Source organism: Streptomyces sp. NPDC031554, assembly GCF_055580685.1.
This window is the reverse complement of sequence record NZ_JBVIKX010000018.1, coordinates 103,680-122,089: the sequence shown is the minus strand read 5'-3', so window position 1 is coordinate 122,089 and position 18,410 is coordinate 103,680. Positions and strand designations below refer to the sequence as shown.

Sequence of the window (18,410 nt, the reverse complement as noted above, 5' to 3'; positions counted from 1 at the left end):
CCACGGTGACCGCCGGGAGAGTGCGCGGATGAGGGCGGAGTGCCCGGCCGCCGCCCGGCCGGCACCCGCGGATACGGCGGCCCGCGGATACGGAGTCCCGCGGGGACGACGGCCCGCCGCGTGCCTACGGTCTCGGTGGCGGGTGTCGCGGCAGCGCGTGCGGCAGGGCGCCGTACCAGAGGCGGGCCACCGTGTAGCCGAAGGCGAGGCAGACGAGACCGCCCACGGCGTCCAGCCAGAAGTGGTTGGCGGTGGCGACGATGACGACCAGGGTGAGCACCGGGTAGAGCAGGCCCAGGACGCGTACCCAGGCCACCCCGGCCAGGGCGAAGATCGTCAGGCCGCACCACAGGGACCAGCCGATGTGCATGGAGGGCATCGCGGCGTACTGGTTCGACATGTTCTTGAGGTCGCCGGAGGCCATCGAGCCCCAGGTCTGGTGGACGACCACCGTGTCGATGAAGACGCCGCCGTTCATCAGGCGGGGCGGGGCCAGCGGGTACAGGTAGTAGCCGACCAGCGCCACGGCCGTGGTGGCGAACAGGGCGAGCCGCGTGGCCGCGTAACGGCCGGGATGGAGACGGTAGAGCCAGACCAGGACGCCCAGGGTCAGCACGAAGTGCAGCGTGGCGTAGTAGTAGTTCATGCCGACGATGAGCCAGGTGACCGAGTTGACCGCGTGGTTGACGGACTCCTCGACGGCGATGGCCAGATGGTGCTCCACCCGCCAGATCCAGTCGGCGTTGCGCAGGGCCGCGGTCCGCTGCTCCGGGACCGCGTTGCGGATCTGCGAGTACGTCCAGTAACTCACCGCGATCAGCAGGATCTCGAACCACAGGCGCGGACGGCGCGGAGTGCGCAGCCGCCGCAGCCGGCCAGGGGGCTCCGGGGCCGTGACAGGCTCCGGGACGGCCTGGTCATGGCCTTCCAGAGACGTCACGGTCGATTCACCCATGGACACAGAGTCTGCCAGAAAAGCCTTCTTCTCCGATCATCCCCTGGTCCGATACCGCCCGCATGTTCTCCCCCTCCCGGACCCCCTCGGGGATACGGCGGACGTACCGGCCCGAAGCGGACGTCTCCACCCTACGGACGAGACCGGTCGCCCGGCGCCGAGGCCGTCGAGCCGCGGACCACCAGCTCCGGCATGAACACGAACTCGCTGTGCGGGGCCGGCGTACCGCCGATCTCCTCCAGCAGGGTGCGCACCGCGGCCTGCCCCATCGCGGGGACCGGCTTGCGGACCGTCGTCAGGGGCGGGTCGGTGAAGGCGATCAGGGGGGAGTCGTCGAACCCGACGACGGAGATGTCGTGGGGGACCGACAGGTCCCGCTGGCGGGCCGCCCGTATCGCGCCGAGGGCCATCATGTCGCTGGCGCAGACCACCGCCGTGCAGTCGCGGTCGATGAGGGCCAGGGTGGCGGCCTGACCGCCCTCCAGGGTGTAGAGGGAGTGCTGGACCAGGTCCTGCTCGACCGTCTCCGCGTTCAGTCCGAGGGTCTCCTGCATGGCGCGCACGAAGCCCTCGATCTTGCGCTGCACCGGCACGAAGCGCTTCGGGCCGAGGGCCAGACCGATCCGGGTGTGGCCGAGGGAGGCGAGGTGGGTGACGGCCAGGGCCATCGCCGCCCGGTCGTCGGGGGAGATGAACGGCGCCTGCACCTTGGGGGAGAAGCCGTCGACGAGGACGAAGGGGACGCCCTGCGCGCGCAGCTGCTCGTAGCGCTGCATGTCGGCGGTGGTGTCCGCGTGCAGACCGGAGACGTAGATGATGCCGGCGACCCCGCGGTCCACCAGCATCTCGGTCAGCTCGTCCTCGGTGGAGCCGCCCGGCGTCTGGGTGGCGAGCACCGGGGTGTAGCCCTGGCGGGTCAGCGCCTGGCCGATGACCTGGGCCAGGGCCGGGAATATGGGGTTCTCCAGCTCGGGCGTGATCAGACCGACCAGGCCGGCGCTGCGCTGGCGCAGGCGGACGGGGCGCTCGTAGCCCAGGACGTCCAGAGCGGCGAGCACGGACTGGCGGGTGGTGGCGGCGACGCCGGGCTTCCCGTTGAGGACGCGGCTGACGGTCGCTTCGCTCACCCCCGCCTGCGCAGCGATGTCGGCAAGCCGTGTGGTCACAGGATTGGACTGTACCGGCCAGGTGTCCCCTTGCACACCAAACGGGCGCCGCGGGCGACCTGTCGGACGGCCCCGGCCGGGCTGCTGCGTCATCGCGCTCCCTCATGAAAGTGATGGCAAGAGCTTGCAGAGTCTTGCACAACCCGCCCCTGACCGCTCCACCGTTGAAAACAAGCGTCTCATGACGGTCGCCGAGAGGTCACGCCCGAATAACTTCGGAGATCTCTTGCACTTCTTTTCTGCAAGGTCTTTCGCAACGCTTACATCGCTGTTACGTTCTGGACGCCCGGCGGCCGCAAAGGCGCAGTCGGCAAGTGGACGGGGACGGCGGACGGGACCGCTCCCCGAGCTTCACGGGCTTTCACCCTCAAGGAGAACTCAATGCGGCGTGGCATAGCGGCCACCGCGCTGGTGGCGTCCCTCGCCCTCGCGGCGACGGCCTGCGGCGGCAGTGACGACAGCGGCGACTCGGCCGACGGTCCGGTCACCATCACCTGGTGGGACACCTCCAACGCCACCAACGAGGCGCCGACGTACCAGGCCTTGGTCAAGGAGTTCGAGGCCGCGAACAAGGACGTCAAGGTCAAGTACGTCAACGTTCCCTTCGACCAGGCGCAGAACAAGTTCGACACCGCCGCAGGCTCCAAGGGTGCCCCGGACGTGCTGCGCTCCGAGGTCGGCTGGACCCCCGCCTTCGCCAAGAAGGGCTTCTTCCTGCCGCTGGACGGCACCGAGGCCCTCGCCGACCAGGACAAGTTCAAGCCGAACCTGATCGAGCAGGCGAAGTACGAGGGCAAGACGTACGGCGTGCCCTTCGTCACCGACACCCTCGCCCTCGTCTACAACAAGGAGCTCTTCGCCAAGGCCGGCATCGCCGAGGCGCCCAAGAGCTGGGACGACCTGAAGAAGGCCGCCGCCACGATCAAGGACAAGACCGGCGTCGACGGCTACTGGGGCTCCACCCAGGCCTACTACGCCCAGTCCTTCCTCTACGGTGAGGGCACCGACACCGTCGACGCCGACGCCAAGAAGATCACCGTCAACGCGGCGGCGGCGAAGAAGGCGTACGGCACCTGGCTCGGCATGTTCGACGGCAAGGGCCTGCACAAGGCCGACACCACCGCGGACGCCTACGCCCACATCCAGGACGCCTTCGTCAACGGCAAGGTCGCGGCCATCGTCCAGGGCCCGTGGGAGATCACGAACTTCTACAAGGGTTCGGCCTTCGCGGACAAGAACAACCTGGGCATCGCCACCGTCCCGGCCGGCTCCACCGGCAAGGCGGGCGCCCCGACCGGCGGCCACAACCTCTCGGTCTACGCCGGCTCCGACGCCGCCCACCAGAAGGCCGCGCTGAAGTTCGTCAACTTCATGGCCTCCGCGAAGACCCAGGCGGCCATCGCGCAGAAGAACTCCACGCTGCCGACGCGCGACGACGCCTACACCGCCGAGGTCAAGGCCGACCCGGGCATCGCCGGCTACCAGACCGTGCTGTCCGCCGCCCAGCCGCGCCCGGCGCTGCCGGAGTACAGCTCCCTGTGGGGCCCGCTGGACGACGAACTGCCCAAGATCGCGGGAGGCAAGGTCACCCTCGACAAGGGCCTGAGCACCGCTGAGACCTCCATCGCCAAGCTGGTGCCGGACTTCAGCAAGTGAGCCCCGCGTGGCCGCCGGATCACCCCGAGCACGGGGGCGTGATCCGGCGGCCACCGGCCTGTGCCCCAGCCCGCCCCTGATCTTCGAATTTCCAGAAGGTGTCGAACCATGACAGTCGCCATCGACCGCGCGACCGGCAAGCGCCGCGGTGACGCGCCGCGCCCCGGGCTGGGTCAGCGCCTGAAGCACGGTTACCAGAAGCACTGGTACGCCTACGTCATGATCATCCCCGTGGTGGTCGTCCTCGGCGTCCTCGTGCTGTACCCCCTCGGGTACGGCATGTACCTCACCCTCACCGACGCCAACAGCCTCAACACGGCCCGCACGATCGGCGTCAACGAGATCGAGGCCACCTACAGGTTCATCGGCCTGGACAACTACGCCGACATCCTGTGGGGCGAGACCGCCTACGACCGCTTCTGGTCGCACTTCCTCTGGACGATCGTCTGGACGGCGGCCTGTGTCGCCCTGCACTACACCATCGGTCTCGGCCTCGCCCTCCTGCTCAACCAGAAGCTGCGCGGACGCACCTTCTACCGGCTGATCCTGGTCCTGCCCTGGGCGGTGCCGACCTTCGTCACCGTCTTCGGCTGGCGGTTCATGCTCGCCGACGGCGGCATCATCAACTCCGCCCTGGAGAGCCTGCACCTGCCGGCGCCGCTGTGGCTGGAGGACAGCTTCTGGCAGCGGTTCGCCGCGATCATGGTCAACACCTGGTGCGGCGTGCCGTTCATGATGGTCTCCCTCCTCGGCGGCCTGCAGTCCATCGACTCCTCGCTCTACGAGGCGGCCGAGATGGACGGCGCCAATGCCTGGCAGCGGTTCCGCTACGTCACCCTGCCCGGCCTGCGCTCGGTCAGCTCCACCGTCGTCCTCCTCGGCATCATCTGGACCTTCAACCAGTTCGCCGTGATCTTCCTGCTGTTCGGCAACACCGCGCCGGACGCCCAGATCCTCGTCACCTGGGCGTACTACCTCGGCTTCGGACAGCAGCCGCGTGACTTCGCCCAGTCGGCGGCCTACGGCATCCTGCTGCTGGCCATCCTGATCGTCTTCACCTCGTTCTACCGCCGCTGGCTGAACCGCAACGAGCAGCAGCTCGCGATCTGAGGCAGGAGTTCCCATGAGCACCACCACCGTCGAGACCTCCGCCGACGTGACCGAGCCCCCCGCGGCCGCCGCCGGCAAGCCCCGGGGGCGCGGGAAGCGCGGTGTCCTCGCCTCGCTCGCCTCGCACGGCGTGCTGGCCGCCGCCGCGCTGATCGCGCTCTTCCCGATCGCCTGGCTGGTCTACCTCTCGCTCGGCCCGGACAAGGACGACTACCTCCACCCCGGGCGCATCTGGTCGAAGATGACCTTCGACAACTATGCGTTCGTCCTCCAGGACACGAACTTCTTCGACTGGCTGAAGAGCTCGCTGATCGTGTCGCTGGGCACCACGGTGATCGGCGTGCTGATCGCCGCCACCACCGGCTACGCGGTCTCCCGCATGCGCTTCCCCGGCTACCGCAAGTTCATGTGGGTGCTGCTGGTGACCCAGATGTTCCCGGTCGCCGTGCTGATGGTGCCGATGTACCAGATCCTGTCGGACCTCCAGCTCATCGACACCTACTTCGGCCTGATCCTGGTCTACTGCTCGACCGCGGTGCCGTACTGCGCCTGGCTGCTCAAGGGCTACTTCGACACCATCCCGTTCGAGATCGACGAGGCCGGCCGGGTCGACGGGCTCACCCCCTTCGGCACCTTCGCGCGGCTGATCCTGCCGCTCGCCAAGCCGGGCCTCGCGGTGGCCGCGTTCTACAGCTTCATCACGGCCTTCGGCGAGGTCGCCTTCGCCACCACGTTCCTGCTGGACGACGAGAAGTACACGCTCGCCGTCGGACTCCAGAGCTTCGTCAGCGAGCACGACGCACAGCGCAACCTGATGGCCGCCACCGCGGTGCTGATCGCGATACCCGTCTCCGCGTTCTTCTACCTCGTGCAGAAGAACCTGGTGACCGGCCTGACCGCGGGCGGCACCAAGGGGTGAGGCCCTGCGGGAGGGCGGTCCTGCGACCGCCGTGGACCACCGGCCGCGAACCCGCGGCCGCTCCCGCAGGCGCCGGATCCCGCGGCGGCGGCCGCGGGCCGGCCACCCCGCGCCCCCTCGGGGGCGGCGCCCACCGAAGACCCGAGGCGGCCGCGGTCACCATCCGACCCCGCTGTGACCGCGGCCGCCTCGTCGGCCACCGCCGTACATCCGTCCGAACCCGATGACTCCTTCCCCGCCCGGCCCCGTCCGGGCGGGGGACCCCCACCGCATCAAGGAAGCCATGAGCCAGCAGCACTCCGCCGCCCCGGCCCCGACCACCCGGCCCGCCCCGGCCGTCGCCACCGTCGCGCAGCGCGGCGACTGGTGGCGGGACGCGGTCATCTACCAGGTGTACCCGCGCAGTTTCGCCGACAGCAACGGCGACGGCATGGGCGACCTGGAGGGCGTACGCTCCCGCCTCCCGTACCTGCGCGACCTCGGCGTGGACGCCGTGTGGCTGAGCCCCTTCTACGCCTCGCCGCAGGCCGACGCCGGCTACGACGTCGCCGACTACCGTGCCGTCGACCCGATGTTCGGCAACCTCCTGGACGCCGACGCCCTGATCCGCGACGCCCACGGGCTGGGCCTGAGGATCATCGTCGACCTGGTCCCCAACCACTCCTCCGACCAGCACGAGTGGTTCAAGCGGGCGCTCGCCGAGGGCCCCGGCTCCGCGCTGCGCGACCGCTACCACTTCCGCCCCGGCAAGGGCGCGGACGGCGAACTGCCGCCCAACGACTGGGAGTCCATCTTCGGCGGCCCGGCCTGGACCCGGGTGACCGAGCCCGACGGCACGCCCGGCGAGTGGTACCTGCACCTCTTCGCGCCCGAACAGCCCGACTTCAACTGGGAACACCCGGCCGTCGGCGACGAGTTCCGCTCCATCCTGCGGTTCTGGCTCGACATCGGCGTCGACGGCTTCCGCATCGACGTGGCACACGGCCTGGTCAAGGCGCCCGGACTGCCCGACCTGGGCTCCCACGACCAGCTCAAGCTGCTGGGCAACGATGTCATGCCGTTCTTCGACCAGGACGGCGTGCACGAGGTCTACCGGCAGTGGCGTCTGGTCCTCGACGAGTACGCCGGTGAGCGGATCTTCGTCGCCGAGGCGTGGACCCCGACCGTCGAGCGGACCGCCAACTACGTCCGCCCCGACGAGCTGCACCAGGCCTTCAACTTCCAGTACCTGGCGACCGAGTGGGACGCCAAGGAGCTGCGCGAGGTCGTCGACCGCACCCTGGAGGCCATGCGTCCGGTCGGCGCCCCGGCCACCTGGGTGCTCTCCAACCACGACGTCACCCGGCACGCCACCCGCTTCGCCAACCCGCCCGGCCTCGGCACCCAGATCCGCACGGCGGGCGACCGCGACCTGGGCCTTCGGCGCGCCCGCGCGGCCAGTCTGCTGATGCTGGCGCTGCCCGGCTCGGCCTACGTCTACCAGGGCGAGGAACTGGGCCTGCCGGACGTCGTCGACCTGCCCGACGAGGTCCGCCAGGACCCGGCGTACTTCCGCGGCGCCGGCCAGGACGGCTTCCGCGACGGCTGCCGGGTCCCGATCCCGTGGACCCGCGAGGGCTCGTCGTACGGCTTCGGCGGTGGCGGCAGCTGGCTGCCGCAGCCCGAGGGCTGGGGCGAGCTGAGCGTCGAGGCGCAGCAGGGCGTGTCCGGCTCGACCCTGGAGCTGTACCGCTCGGCGCTGGCGCTGCGCCGGTCCCGGCCGGACCTCGGCGCGGGCGACTCGGTGGAGTGGCTGCGCGCCCCCGAGGGCGTCCTGGCGTTGCGGCGCGGCGCGTTCGTGTGCGTCGCCAACACCACCGGTGAGCCGGTGACGATCCCGGCGTACGGCCGTGTCCTGCTCGCCAGCGGTGAGCCGGCCGAGGCGGACGGCGGAGTGCGGCTCCCGGCCGACACGACGGTGTGGTTCGACACGGTCTGACGGCCCGGTCCGGTCCGGTCAGGTCTGGTCGGATCCGGTCCGACATGACCTGACGGTCCGGCCCGCCACGGTCTGACGGTCCCGAGAAACTTCTTGCATCAACTTCACCCGGCCCGCTGCCTTTTCAGGCGGCGGGCCTTTAACATCTGCGTCACCGCAAGATTGCTGGAATCTTTCAGCAAGAACCTTCAACGTCGAAGGAACCCCACATGGCACGCAGAACCCTCTCCGGGGCGCTGGCCCTCGCGGCCGCCTCCCTTGTCATGACCCCGTCGTTGGCGCAGGCCTCCCCGCCCGGCACCAAGGACGTCACGGCCGTCCTCTTCGAGTGGAACTTCGCCTCCGTCGCCAAGGAGTGCACCAACACCCTCGGCCCCGCCGGCTACGGATACGTGCAGGTCTCGCCGCCCGCCGAGCACATACAGGGCTCCCAGTGGTGGACGTCGTACCAGCCGGTCAGCTACAAGATCGCCGGACGCCTCGGCGACCGCACGGCCTTCCAGAACATGGTGAACACCTGTCACGCGGCGGGCGTGAAGGTCGTGGCGGACGCCGTCGTCAACCACATGTCCGCGGGCAACGGCACCGGCACCGGCGGCTCGTCGTACACGAAGTACGCCTACCCCGGTCTGTACTCCTCGTACGACTTCGACAACTGCACCTCGCAGGTCACCAACTACGCCGACCGCTGGAACGTCCAGAACTGCGAGCTGGTCGGCCTCGCCGACCTCGACACCGGCGAGGACTACGTTCGCGGCGCCATCGCCAAGTACCTGAACGACCTGCTCTCCCTCGGTGTCGACGGCTTCCGCGTCGACGGGGCCAAGCACATCGCGGCCGCCGACCTCGCCAACATCAAGTCCCGGCTGAGCAACCCGTCGGTGTACTGGAAGCAGGAGGTCATCTACGGCAGCGGCGAGGCCGTCCAGCCCACCGAGTACACCGGCAACGGCGACGTCCAGGAGTTCCGCTACGCCTACGACCTCAAGCGGGTCTTCAACAACGAGAACCTCGCCTACCTGAAGAACTACGGCGAGGGCTGGGGCTACATGAACAGCTCCGTCTCCGGCGTCTTCGTCGACAACCACGACACCGAGCGCAACGGCTCCACGCTCAGCTACAAGGACGGCGCCACCTACACGCTCGCCAACGTCTTCATGCTGGCCTGGCCCTACGGCGCCCCGGACATCAATTCCGGTTACGAGTTCTCCGACACGGACGCCGGCCCGCCCAACGGCGGCTCCGTGAGCGCCTGCTGGCAGAACGGCTGGAAGTGCCAGCACGCCTGGCCCGAGATCCAGCGCATGGTCGCCTTCCGCAACGCCACCCGCGGCCAGTCGGTGACCGACTGGTGGGACAACGGGGGCGACGCGATCGCCTTCGGCCGGGGCTCCAAGGGCTTCGTCGCGATCAACCACGAGAGCGGTTCGCTGAGCCGGACCTACCAGACCTCGCTGCCCGCCGGCACGTACTGCAACGTGCAGAGCAACACGACGGTGACGGTCGACTCCGGCGGCCGGCTCACCGCCACCCTGGGCGCGAACACCGCGCTGGCCGTCCACGCGGGCAAGTCCAGCTGCTGACCGCCTGACCCGGGCATGCGACGGCAAGGGTCGTGAAATTTCTTGCCGAGTCTTTCACGACCCTTGCTGTAAGCCTTTCGCCAGGGTTACGGTCACGCCGGCGCCCGGCGACACAGCCGTCCCGTGGCGCAGGGGTCGGACCCAAAAGAGCCGTAATCGCAAGGAGTTCACACCTGTGACACCGAGATGGCCGGCGCCCGGGACGCGCCGCACCGCCCGTGCCGGGCGGGTCGCCGCGGTCACCGCGGCAGCCCTCGCGGCAGCCCTCGTGCAGCCGCTCGCGGCCCGCGCCGCCACCCCGCCCCCGCCGCCCTCCGACGCGGCGCTGGCGAAGACCGCCGCCCGGCACGACCTCACCCGCGAGCAGTTCTACTTCGTCCTGCCGGACCGCTTCGCCAACGGCGACACCGCCAACGACAAGGGCGGCCTGACCGGTTCCCGCCTCGCCACCGGCTACGACCCCACCGACAAGGGCTTCTACCAGGGCGGCGACCTCAAGGGCCTCACCCGGCGCCTCGACTACATCAAGGGGCTCGGCACCACCGCCCTGTGGATGGCGCCCCTCTTCAAGAACCAGCCCGTCCAGGGCACCGGGAAGGACGCCTCGGCCGGCTACCACGGCTACTGGATCACCGACTTCACCCAGGTCGACCCGCACTTCGGCACCAACGAGGAGCTCGAGACCCTCATCGACAAGGCGCACGCCAAGGGGATGAAGGTCTTCTTCGACGTCATCACCAACCACACCGCCGACGTCGTCGACTACGAGGAGAAGTCCTACGGCTACCTCGCCAAGGGCGCCTTCCCGTACCTGACGAAGGACGGCGAGCCCTTCGACGACGCCGACCACGCGGGCACGGAGGACTTCCCCGAGGTCGACGCCGGCTCCTTCCCGCGCACGCCCGTCGTGCCCGCGGCGAGGAAGGACCTCAAGGTCCCCTCCTGGCTCAACGACCCCGCGATGTACCACAACCGGGGCGACTCGACCTTCGCGGGCGAGAGCTCGACGTACGGCGACTTCTCCGGCCTCGACGACCTGTGGACCGAGCGCCCCGAGGTCGTCCGGGGCATGGAGAAGATCTACCAGCGCTGGGTGCGGGACTTCGACGTCGACGGCTTCCGCATCGACACCGTCAAGCACGTGAACATGGAGTTCTGGACGCAGTGGGCCACGGCCCTCGACGCCTACGCGGCGAAGCGGGGCCGCGACGACTTCTTCATGTTCGGCGAGGTCTACTCCGCCGACACCGCCGTCACCTCCCCCTACGTCACCCAGGGCCGCCTCGACGCCACCCTCGACTTCCCCTTCCAGGAGGCGGCCCGCCAGTACGCCTCCCAGGGCGGCAGCGCGAAGAAGCTGGCCGCCGTCTTCGGTGACGACTACCGGTACACCACCGACAAGGCCAACGCCTACGAGCAGGTCACCTTCCTCGGCAACCACGACATGGGCCGCTTCGGCACCTTCCTGGCCCAGGACAACGCCGGGGCCACGGACGCCGAGCTCCTCGCCAAGGACAAGCTCGCCAACGAGCTGATGTTCCTCAGCCGCGGCAACCCCGTCGTCTACTACGGCGACGAGCAGGGCTTCACCGGCGCCGGCGGCGACAAGGACGCCCGCCAGACGATGTTCGCCTCGAAGACCGCCGACTACCTCGACGACGACCGGATCGGCACCGACCGCACCCACGCGAGCGACGCCTACGACACCGGCGCCCCGCTCTACCGGCAGATCAGCGCCCTCGCGCAGCTCCGCAAGGCCAACCCGGCCCTCACCGACGGCGTCCAGACCGAGCGGTACGCGGCGGACGGCGCGGGCGTCTACGCCTTCTCCCGCACGGACGCCCGGACCGGCACCGAGTACGTCGTCGCCTTCAACAACGCGGGCGAGGCCGAGTCGGCGACCTTCGCGACCGGTTCGGCGAAGACGGCCTTCCGCGGCCTCCACGGCACCTCCGCGACCGTCACCTCGGACGCCCACCGGAAGATCACCGTGAAGGTCCCGGCGGGCTCGGCGATCGTCCTCAAGGCCGCCGGCAGGCCCGCCGCGCCGGCCACGAAGCCCACCGTCACCCTCCGGGCCCCGGCCGCGGGCGCCACCGGCACCGTCGAGCTGAGCGCCGGCGTGGACGGCGGCGGGCTCGACCGCGTCGTCTTCGCCGCCCAGGTGGGCGACGGCGCCTGGCGCACGCTCGGCTCCGCCGACCACGCCCCCTACAAGGTCACGCAGGTCATCGGCGAGGACGTGCCCCCCGGCACCGCCCTGCGCTACAAGGCCGTGGTGATCGACCCCGCCGGCCGCACGGCGAGCGCGACCGCCGCCTCCACCACCGGCACCCCGCCCGCCCCCGAGGTCCCCACCGCCTCCTCCCGCGATCACGCGGTCGTCCACTACCGGCGCGCCGACGGCGACTACGACGACTGGGGCCTGTACGCCTGGGGCGACCTCGCCGACGGCGAGTCCACGAACTGGCCCGACAGCCACCCCTTCACCGGCCGCGACGCGTACGGCGCCTTCGCCTACGTCAAGCTCAAGCCCGGCGCGTCCGGCGTGAGCTTCCTCGTCATCGACGGACAGGGGAACAAGGACGTCTCCGCCGACCGCACGATCGACGTCACGAAGACCGGCGAGATCTGGATCGAACAGGGCAAGGAGACCGTCCTGACCGAACGGCCCGCCTACCCGCCGCAGGACAGGAGCAAGGCCGTCCTGCACTACCACCGGGCCGACGGGGACTACGACGGCTGGGGCCTGCACACCTGGACCGGCGCCGCGAACCCCACCGAGTGGTCGAACCCGCTGAAGCCGGTGCGCACCGACAGCTACGGCGCGGTCTTCGAGGTGCCGCTCACCGAGGGCGCCACCGCCCTCAGCTACATCCTCCACAAGGGCGACGAGAAGGACCTGCCCACCGACCGGTCGCTCGACCTCACCGCGGACGGCCACGAGGTGTGGCTGATCGGCGGCCAGGAGAAGCACCTCCTGCCGCAGCCCGCCGGCTCCGCCGCCGCCCTCGACCTCACCACCTCCAAGGCGGTCTGGATCGACCGGGACACCGTCGCCTGGAACGGCTCGGAGGCGGCCGCCTCCACCCAGCTGCTGTCCTCGCGCACCGGCTCGATCACGGCGAAGGACGGCACGCTCACCGGCGCCGACCAGCGCTGGCTGCGGCTCGCGAAGAGCACGCTCACCGACGCCCAGAAGGCGAAGTTCCCGCACCTGAAGGACCACACCGCCTGGACCGTCGACCCCCGTGACCGCGACCGGGTCCGCGAGGCCCTGCGCGGTCAGGTCGTCGCCTCCCAGCGGGCCGCGAACGGCGCCGTGCTCGCCGCCACCGGGGTGCAGACCGCGGGCGTCCTCGACGACCTCTACGCGGGCGCGGCCACCGCCCGCCTGGGCCCGACGTTCCGCGACGGCCGTCCCACCCTGGCCGTCTGGGCGCCGACCGCGCGGAACGTCTCCCTGGAGATCGACGGCTCCACCGTCCGGATGAAGCGGAACGACGCCACCGGCGTCTGGTCCGTCACCGGGCCGAGGTCCTGGAAGAACGAGCCGTACCGGTACGCCGTCACGGTCTGGGCGCCCGGCGCCCGCCAGGTCGTCACCAACAAGGTCACCGACCCCTACTCGGTCGCCCTGACCGCGGACTCCGCGCGCAGCCTGGTCGTCGACCTCGACGACAAGAACCTCGCCCCCGAGGGCTGGTCGAAGCTGGCCAAGCCCGCCGCCGTCCCCCTGAAGGACGCCCAGATCCAGGAACTGCACGTCCGGGACTTCTCGGTGGCCGACCCGACCGCCGACGACCCCGGCACCTACCTCGCCTTCACCGACAAGGACAGCGACGGCTCCGCGCACCTGCGGCGGCTGGCGAGGTCCGGCACGTCCTACGTCCACCTGCTGCCCGTCTTCGACATGGCCACCGTCCCCGAGAAGAAGGCCGACCAGGCCACCCCCGGCTGCGACCTGGCCTCCTACGCCGCCGACTCCGACCAGCAGCAGGAGTGCGTGGCGAAGTCGGCCGCGAAGGACGCCTACAACTGGGGGTACGACCCCTTCCACTACACGGTCCCCGAGGGCTCCTACGCCACCGACCCCGACGGCACGGCCCGTACCGTCGAGTTCCGCGAGATGGTCAAGGCACTGAACCAGGACGGCCTGCGCGTCGTCATGGACGTCGTCTACAACCACACCGCCGCGGCCGGGCAGGCGTCCACCAGCGTGCTCGACAAGGTGGTGCCCGGCTACTACCAGCGGCTGCTGGCCGACGGCTCGGTCGCCACCAGCACCTGCTGCGCCAACACCGCCACCGAGAACGCCATGATGGGCAAGCTGGTCGTCGACTCGATCGTCACCTGGGCCAAGGAGTACAAGGTCGACGGCTTCCGCTTCGACCTCATGGGCCACCACCCCAAGGCCAACATCCTGGCGGTCCGCAAGGCCCTGGACGCGCTGACCCCCGCCAGGGACGGCGTCGACGGCAAGAAGATCATCCTGTACGGCGAGGGCTGGAACTTCGGCGAGGTCGCCGACGACGCCCGCTTCGTCCAGGCCACCCAGAAGAACATGGCCGGCACGGGTGTCGCCACCTTCTCCGACCGCGCCCGCGACGCCGTCCGCGGCGGCGGCCCCTTCGACGAGGACCCGGGCGTCCAGGGCTTCGCCTCCGGCCTCTACACCGACCCCAACTCCTCCACCGCCAACGGCACCCCCGCCGAGCAGAAGGCCCGCCTGCTGCACTACCAGGACCTGATCAAGGTCGGGCTCAGCGGCAACCTCGCCGCCTACCGGTTCACCGACACCTCCGGCAAGGAGGTCACCGGCGCCCGGGTCGACTACAACGGCGCCCCGGCCGGCTACGCCGACGCCCCCGGCGACGCCCTCACCTACGCCGACGCCCACGACAACGAGTCGCTGTTCGACGCCCTCGCCTTCAAGCTCCCGGCGGACACCTCCGCCGCCGAGCGGGCCCGCATGCAGGTCCTGGCGATGGCGACGGCCACCCTCTCGCAGGGCCCGGCGCTCTCCCAGGCCGGCACCGACCTGCTGCGCTCCAAGTCCCTGGACCGCAACTCCTACGACAGCGGCGACTGGTTCAACGCGATCCACTGGAACTGCGCCGCCGGCAACGGCTTCGCCCGCGGACTGCCCCCGGCCGCCGACAACGCCGCCAAGTGGTCCTACGCCAAGCCCCTGCTGACCGGGACCGGCGTGGGCTGCGCCCAGATCACCGGCGCCTCGGCCGCCTACCAGGACCTGCTGAGGATCCGTACGACGGAGAAGGCGTTCTCCCTCGACACGGCCGCGCGGGTGCAGTCGGCGCTCTCCTTCCCGCTGTCCGGCGAGGACGAGACGCCCGGCGTCATCACCATGGCACTCGACGACCTGGTCGTCGTGTTCAACGCGACGCCCGACGCACAGGACCAGCGGGTCGACGCGCTCGCCGGGACCGGCTACCGCCTGCACCCGGTGCAGGCCGCCGGAGCCGACGACACCGTCAAGGCCGCCGCCTACGCGGAAGGCACCGGCACCTTCACCGTCCCGGCACGGACCGTCGCCGTGTTCACCCGCACTCCCTGACCGTCGTACCACCCCGGTGGAGCGGACCGCGAACCCGGTCCGCTCCACCGGTGCGTCCGGGGGCGACACGACGAACGCACACGGCATGCGGCGGGCGGTGGGCGGGCCGCGGTGACCGGGCCGGCTGCTCCGCCCGGATCGCTCGGGCCGCGGCTCGCACAGGCCGGGAGCGCGAGGACGGCACCGCCCCGCCCGGGCCGCGGCTCGCACCATAGGCTGATCCCCGTCGCCCACCACCGGGCCGTCCAGAAGGGGTGCCCATGCCGCAGATCACCGTCGACTACTCCGACCGGCTCGCCGACGACTTCGACCGCCCCGGCTTCGCCACCGCCCTGCACCGGGCCGTGGTCGAGATCGCGGCCGCCAAGCCGCCGGCCTGCAAGACGCGGTTCCGCCGCACCGAGGACACCACCGTCGGCCCCGACACCGAGGGCCACGCCCTCGTGCACGTCCACATCGCCCTGCTGGCCGGTCGCACCGAGGAGACCAAGGCCAGGCTCACCGAGACGGTCCTGGAACTGCTGCTGCAGCACGTGAGGACCCCGGCCGGAACGGCCCTGCACGCCTCCGCCGAGGTGCGCGACCTCGACCCGTCGTACCGCAAGCACGAGGCCTGAGCACGGGCCCGAGCACGAGGCCCGAGCACGGGGCCCGAGCACGGGGCCCGGAAAGCCACGGGGGACCTTTCCGGGCCGTCCTACGACGCCAGCGCGACCAGCCGGGTCACCAGGTCGCCGAACGGCCCGTCGCCCGGCTCCCCGCTCAGGACCGGCCGCAGCAGGGCGCGCAGTTCCTCGTCGTAGGCGGCGGTGACGGCGGTGAGGGCGGCGAAGTCGCGCACGAGCTTGACCTCCAGCTCCTCGCGGGGGACGCGCCGCCCGTCCAGCCAGATCAGCGCGGTCGACTCGGCGAGCGAGATCCAGGACCGGACGATCAGTTCGAGCCGCGCGGGCGCCTCGGTGACCCCCAGGTGCGACAGGATCTGCTCGTAGGCGGCCTGGCGCACGGAGTCGACGAGCGCGTTCGTGGTGGAGGAGCCGACCGCCGGGCCGCCGCGCATCAGGGCCGAGAACCCGGGCCCGTGCGCGTCGACGAAGTCGAAGTAGCGGCCCATCACCCGCAGCAGCCGGGCTCCCAGCGGCCCCTCGTGCGGCTCGGTGAACCGGCCCGCCAGATCCTCCGAGGCCCGCTTCAACGCCGCCTCGTACAGGCTGAGCTTGCCGGGGAAGTAGTGGTAGACGAGCGGCCGCGAGATGCCCGCGGCCGCGGCTATCTCGTCGATGGAGACCTCGTCGGGGGAACGGCGGGCGAACAGTTCGAGAGCGACGCCGATCAGCTGCTGCCGCCGCTCCTCCACGCCCATCCTGCGGCGAACCCCGGTACTCATACGAACACCTTACCGATCGGATCCGGACGCGAACGGACGGGACCGGCCACGGTGTTCGCACGGCGTCCCCTCCGCCGGCCGCGGGCCCGCCGTCTCCGCCCGGCGAGGGCCGGCCGCTCAGCCCAGCCCGTCCACCGCCCGCCCGCCCTTCAGCGTCCCCTCCAGCCGGGCCCGCGCGCCCTTCTCCGCCGGCACGGCCAGCAGGTTGCCCTCACCGGATCCCCTCACCCCGCCCGTCGCCCGCACCGACCCGGTGTCCTCGTCGCCGGCGGCGAGGAGGTACCAGGTGCCGGGCTCGGACTTCCACAGCACCCCGGCCAGCACGTGCGGGTCGCGCGGACCGCACGCCGGGACGTCACCGGCCCGCGCCGTGACCGCCCCGAACAGGCCGCCCGGCGTGTGGAACTGGGCCAGCACCCGGCTCCCGGCGCCCCGCCAGGTGTCGGCGCGGGTGCACACCCAGCCGGCCCGGCCGCCCGCGTCGGGCAGCGGCTGGCGCGCGTACGCCCAGGCGTTGACCGACCGCACGCCCTGCGCGCGCATCTCGCCCAGGGAGCAGGCGAACGGCGCCCAGGTGCGCAGCGCCTCCGCGCCCGTCGCCTCCTTCGGCGCGGTGGGCCGGCCCGCGGTCAGCCGGGCGGGCACCACCTCGCCGAGATCGCTCAGCAGGTACGACCCGGAGGCGTCGGTCACCTGCAGCACGTTCCACGTGGTGCAGGCACCGCGGCGGGTGGCGGGGCTGGACAGCGGCGAGGTGACGCCCCCGGTCAGGTCCAGGTCCATCAGTCCGGCGCCCGGCTTCGACAGGTCCCGCACGGCCGCCTTCGACACCCAGGGGGCGGTCAGGTAGCGGACGTTGCCGTCGACCCGGTCCAGGACCACCGCCGCGGCCTCGGCGCCGGTCGCGCCGTCCACCCGCGTGAGGTCCAGCACCGCGCCCACCGAGCCGTCCTTCGACGCGGCCTTCGGCTCGGCGTAGCGGACGATGCGCAGGCCGTCGTACAGGACGACCACGCGGGCGGTGGCGGCGTCACCCGCGTACAGCAGCTGGGGCGGGCCGGCCGGGCCGCCCGACGGGGTGCCGGGCGTCGACGCGAGGAGGACCCTTCCGCCGGGGCGGGCCCAGACGGCGAGGGCGCGACGCAGCAGCGCGTCGTCGTCGGTGCGGTCGCCGCGCGCGGGCCAGACGGAGAAGTCGGTGCGCGCGGAGGTCCTCCAGGCGGCGGCGGGCACCCTCACCAGCTGCCCGGGATCGAGGGCGGCCTCGGCCGCCGGGTTCCGCGCGTACGCCGGGGCGGCCGCACCGGCGGGCCCCCGGCCGTCACCGGGCAGCGCGACCAGCGCGCCGCACACGGCGAGCGCGGCCGCGGCGGCGAGCGCCGCCCTGGTGTGCCGGCGGCGCCGCATCAGGTCGGTGGGGCGGGCCTGGAGCGCACAGGGGTCGAACTCGGGGGACTCGAGCAGCGTGTACCGCACGGGGACGGTGTCGGCCTCGCGCAGCGCCGCGTCCACGTCGTCGACACCGGCCCCGGCCAGCACCTCGCGCACGGCGCCGTCGGGAAGCCCCTCCAGACCGCGCAGGACGTAGGCGGCGCGGGCCGGGCCCGACACGGTGGACAGCCCCTGGTCCAGGGCGAGTTCGTCGGCCCCGCCGGAGCGCGGGAAGAGCCGCAGCCCCCACACCCGGGGCAGCGGCGGCGGCAGCTGGGCGCGCCCGCGCCGGACCCGGCGCCGCAGCGGCAGTCCCGCCTCCAGCGCCGCACGGACGACGCGCAGGCGGACGTAGGCGTAACCGGGGTCGCCGCCGTGGGGGTCGGACCGGGACGGGACGGCCGCGGCCGAGGCGCGGCGGGGCAGCGAGCGCTGGACGAGGGCGTGGGCGGCGAGGACGCGCCTGCCGCGGCCGGGGCCGGGGGGCAGCACCAGATAGGCGAGCCGGACCAGACGCGGGTAGTGCTCGACGAGCGCGGCCTCGGCCTGCTCGACGTCGACGGTCCGGTCGGCGGGGGAACGGGGTGCGGGGCGTGGGGCGACATCCTGTGACTGCACGTCCAGCAGAACGAGCGAGCCGGGCGATG

11 protein-coding genes are annotated in these 18,410 nt (G+C 71.6%); 7 read left to right on the top strand and 4 right to left on the bottom strand.

Translation table 11 applies throughout. From position 1 onward, the window contains the following. Positions 1-124 precede the first annotated feature (124 nt). Both ACZ5FU_RS32915 and ACZ5FU_RS32910 read right to left on the bottom strand, forming a co-directional pair. The gene (locus tag ACZ5FU_RS32915) at positions 125-955 is read right to left on the bottom strand and encodes a phosphatase PAP2 family protein (protein ID WP_451526478.1); all 831 of its coding nucleotides are present in this window, start codon (positions 953-955) and stop codon (positions 125-127) included. A gap of 131 nt (positions 956-1,086) precedes the next feature. After that, on the bottom strand, positions 1,087-2,121 hold the full coding sequence (locus ACZ5FU_RS32910; protein ID WP_451526477.1) for a LacI family DNA-binding transcriptional regulator: 1,035 nt from the start codon (positions 2,119-2,121) through the stop codon (positions 1,087-1,089). A 381-nt stretch (positions 2,122-2,502) separates the two neighbouring features. Here ACZ5FU_RS32910 and ACZ5FU_RS32905 point away from each other — a divergent pair, with 381 nt between their 5' ends. The 7 genes from ACZ5FU_RS32905 to ACZ5FU_RS32875 all read left to right on the top strand — a co-directional run bounded on the left by ACZ5FU_RS32905 (position 2,503) and on the right by ACZ5FU_RS32875 (position 15,562). Next, complete coding sequence (locus tag ACZ5FU_RS32905; protein ID WP_468643601.1) at positions 2,503-3,777, top strand: extracellular solute-binding protein; 1,275 nt, start codon at positions 2,503-2,505, stop codon at positions 3,775-3,777. 108 nt (positions 3,778-3,885) lie between these two features. Next, positions 3,886-4,887: a carbohydrate ABC transporter permease gene (locus tag ACZ5FU_RS32900; protein ID WP_451526475.1), complete on the top strand. Its 1,002-nt coding sequence runs from the start codon at positions 3,886-3,888 to the stop codon at positions 4,885-4,887. Between the two features lie 13 nt (positions 4,888-4,900). Then, positions 4,901-5,806, top strand: coding sequence for a sugar ABC transporter permease (locus tag ACZ5FU_RS32895; protein ID WP_468643603.1), 906 nt, complete (start codon positions 4,901-4,903; stop codon positions 5,804-5,806). Between the two features lie 283 nt (positions 5,807-6,089). Further along, positions 6,090-7,784: a glycoside hydrolase family 13 protein gene (locus ACZ5FU_RS32890; protein WP_451526473.1), complete on the top strand. Its 1,695-nt coding sequence runs from the start codon at positions 6,090-6,092 to the stop codon at positions 7,782-7,784. Positions 7,785-7,993: 209 nt separating this feature from the next. Next, entirely contained in the window at positions 7,994-9,367 is a 1,374-nt protein-coding gene (locus tag ACZ5FU_RS32885) for an alpha-amylase (protein WP_468643606.1), read from the top strand. A gap of 175 nt (positions 9,368-9,542) precedes the next feature. After that, a complete protein-coding gene (gene pulA, locus ACZ5FU_RS32880; protein WP_469047659.1) occupies positions 9,543-14,945 on the top strand; it encodes a pullulanase-type alpha-1,6-glucosidase in 5,403 nt (1,800 codons plus the stop codon). Positions 14,946-15,205: 260 nt separating this feature from the next. Continuing rightward, the gene (locus tag ACZ5FU_RS32875) at positions 15,206-15,562 is read left to right on the top strand and encodes a 5-carboxymethyl-2-hydroxymuconate Delta-isomerase (protein ID WP_451526470.1); all 357 of its coding nucleotides are present in this window, start codon (positions 15,206-15,208) and stop codon (positions 15,560-15,562) included. An 80-nt stretch (positions 15,563-15,642) separates the two neighbouring features. Here the strand turns inward: ACZ5FU_RS32875 and ACZ5FU_RS32870 are convergent, their stop codons facing one another. Continuing rightward, positions 15,643-16,332: a TetR/AcrR family transcriptional regulator gene (locus ACZ5FU_RS32870; RefSeq protein ID WP_451526469.1), complete on the bottom strand. Its 690-nt coding sequence runs from the start codon at positions 16,330-16,332 to the stop codon at positions 15,643-15,645. Positions 16,333-16,449: 117 nt separating this feature from the next. Then, positions 16,450-18,381: a hypothetical protein gene (locus ACZ5FU_RS32865; protein ID WP_469047657.1), complete on the bottom strand. Its 1,932-nt coding sequence runs from the start codon at positions 18,379-18,381 to the stop codon at positions 16,450-16,452. Positions 18,382-18,410: the final 29 nt, after the last annotated feature.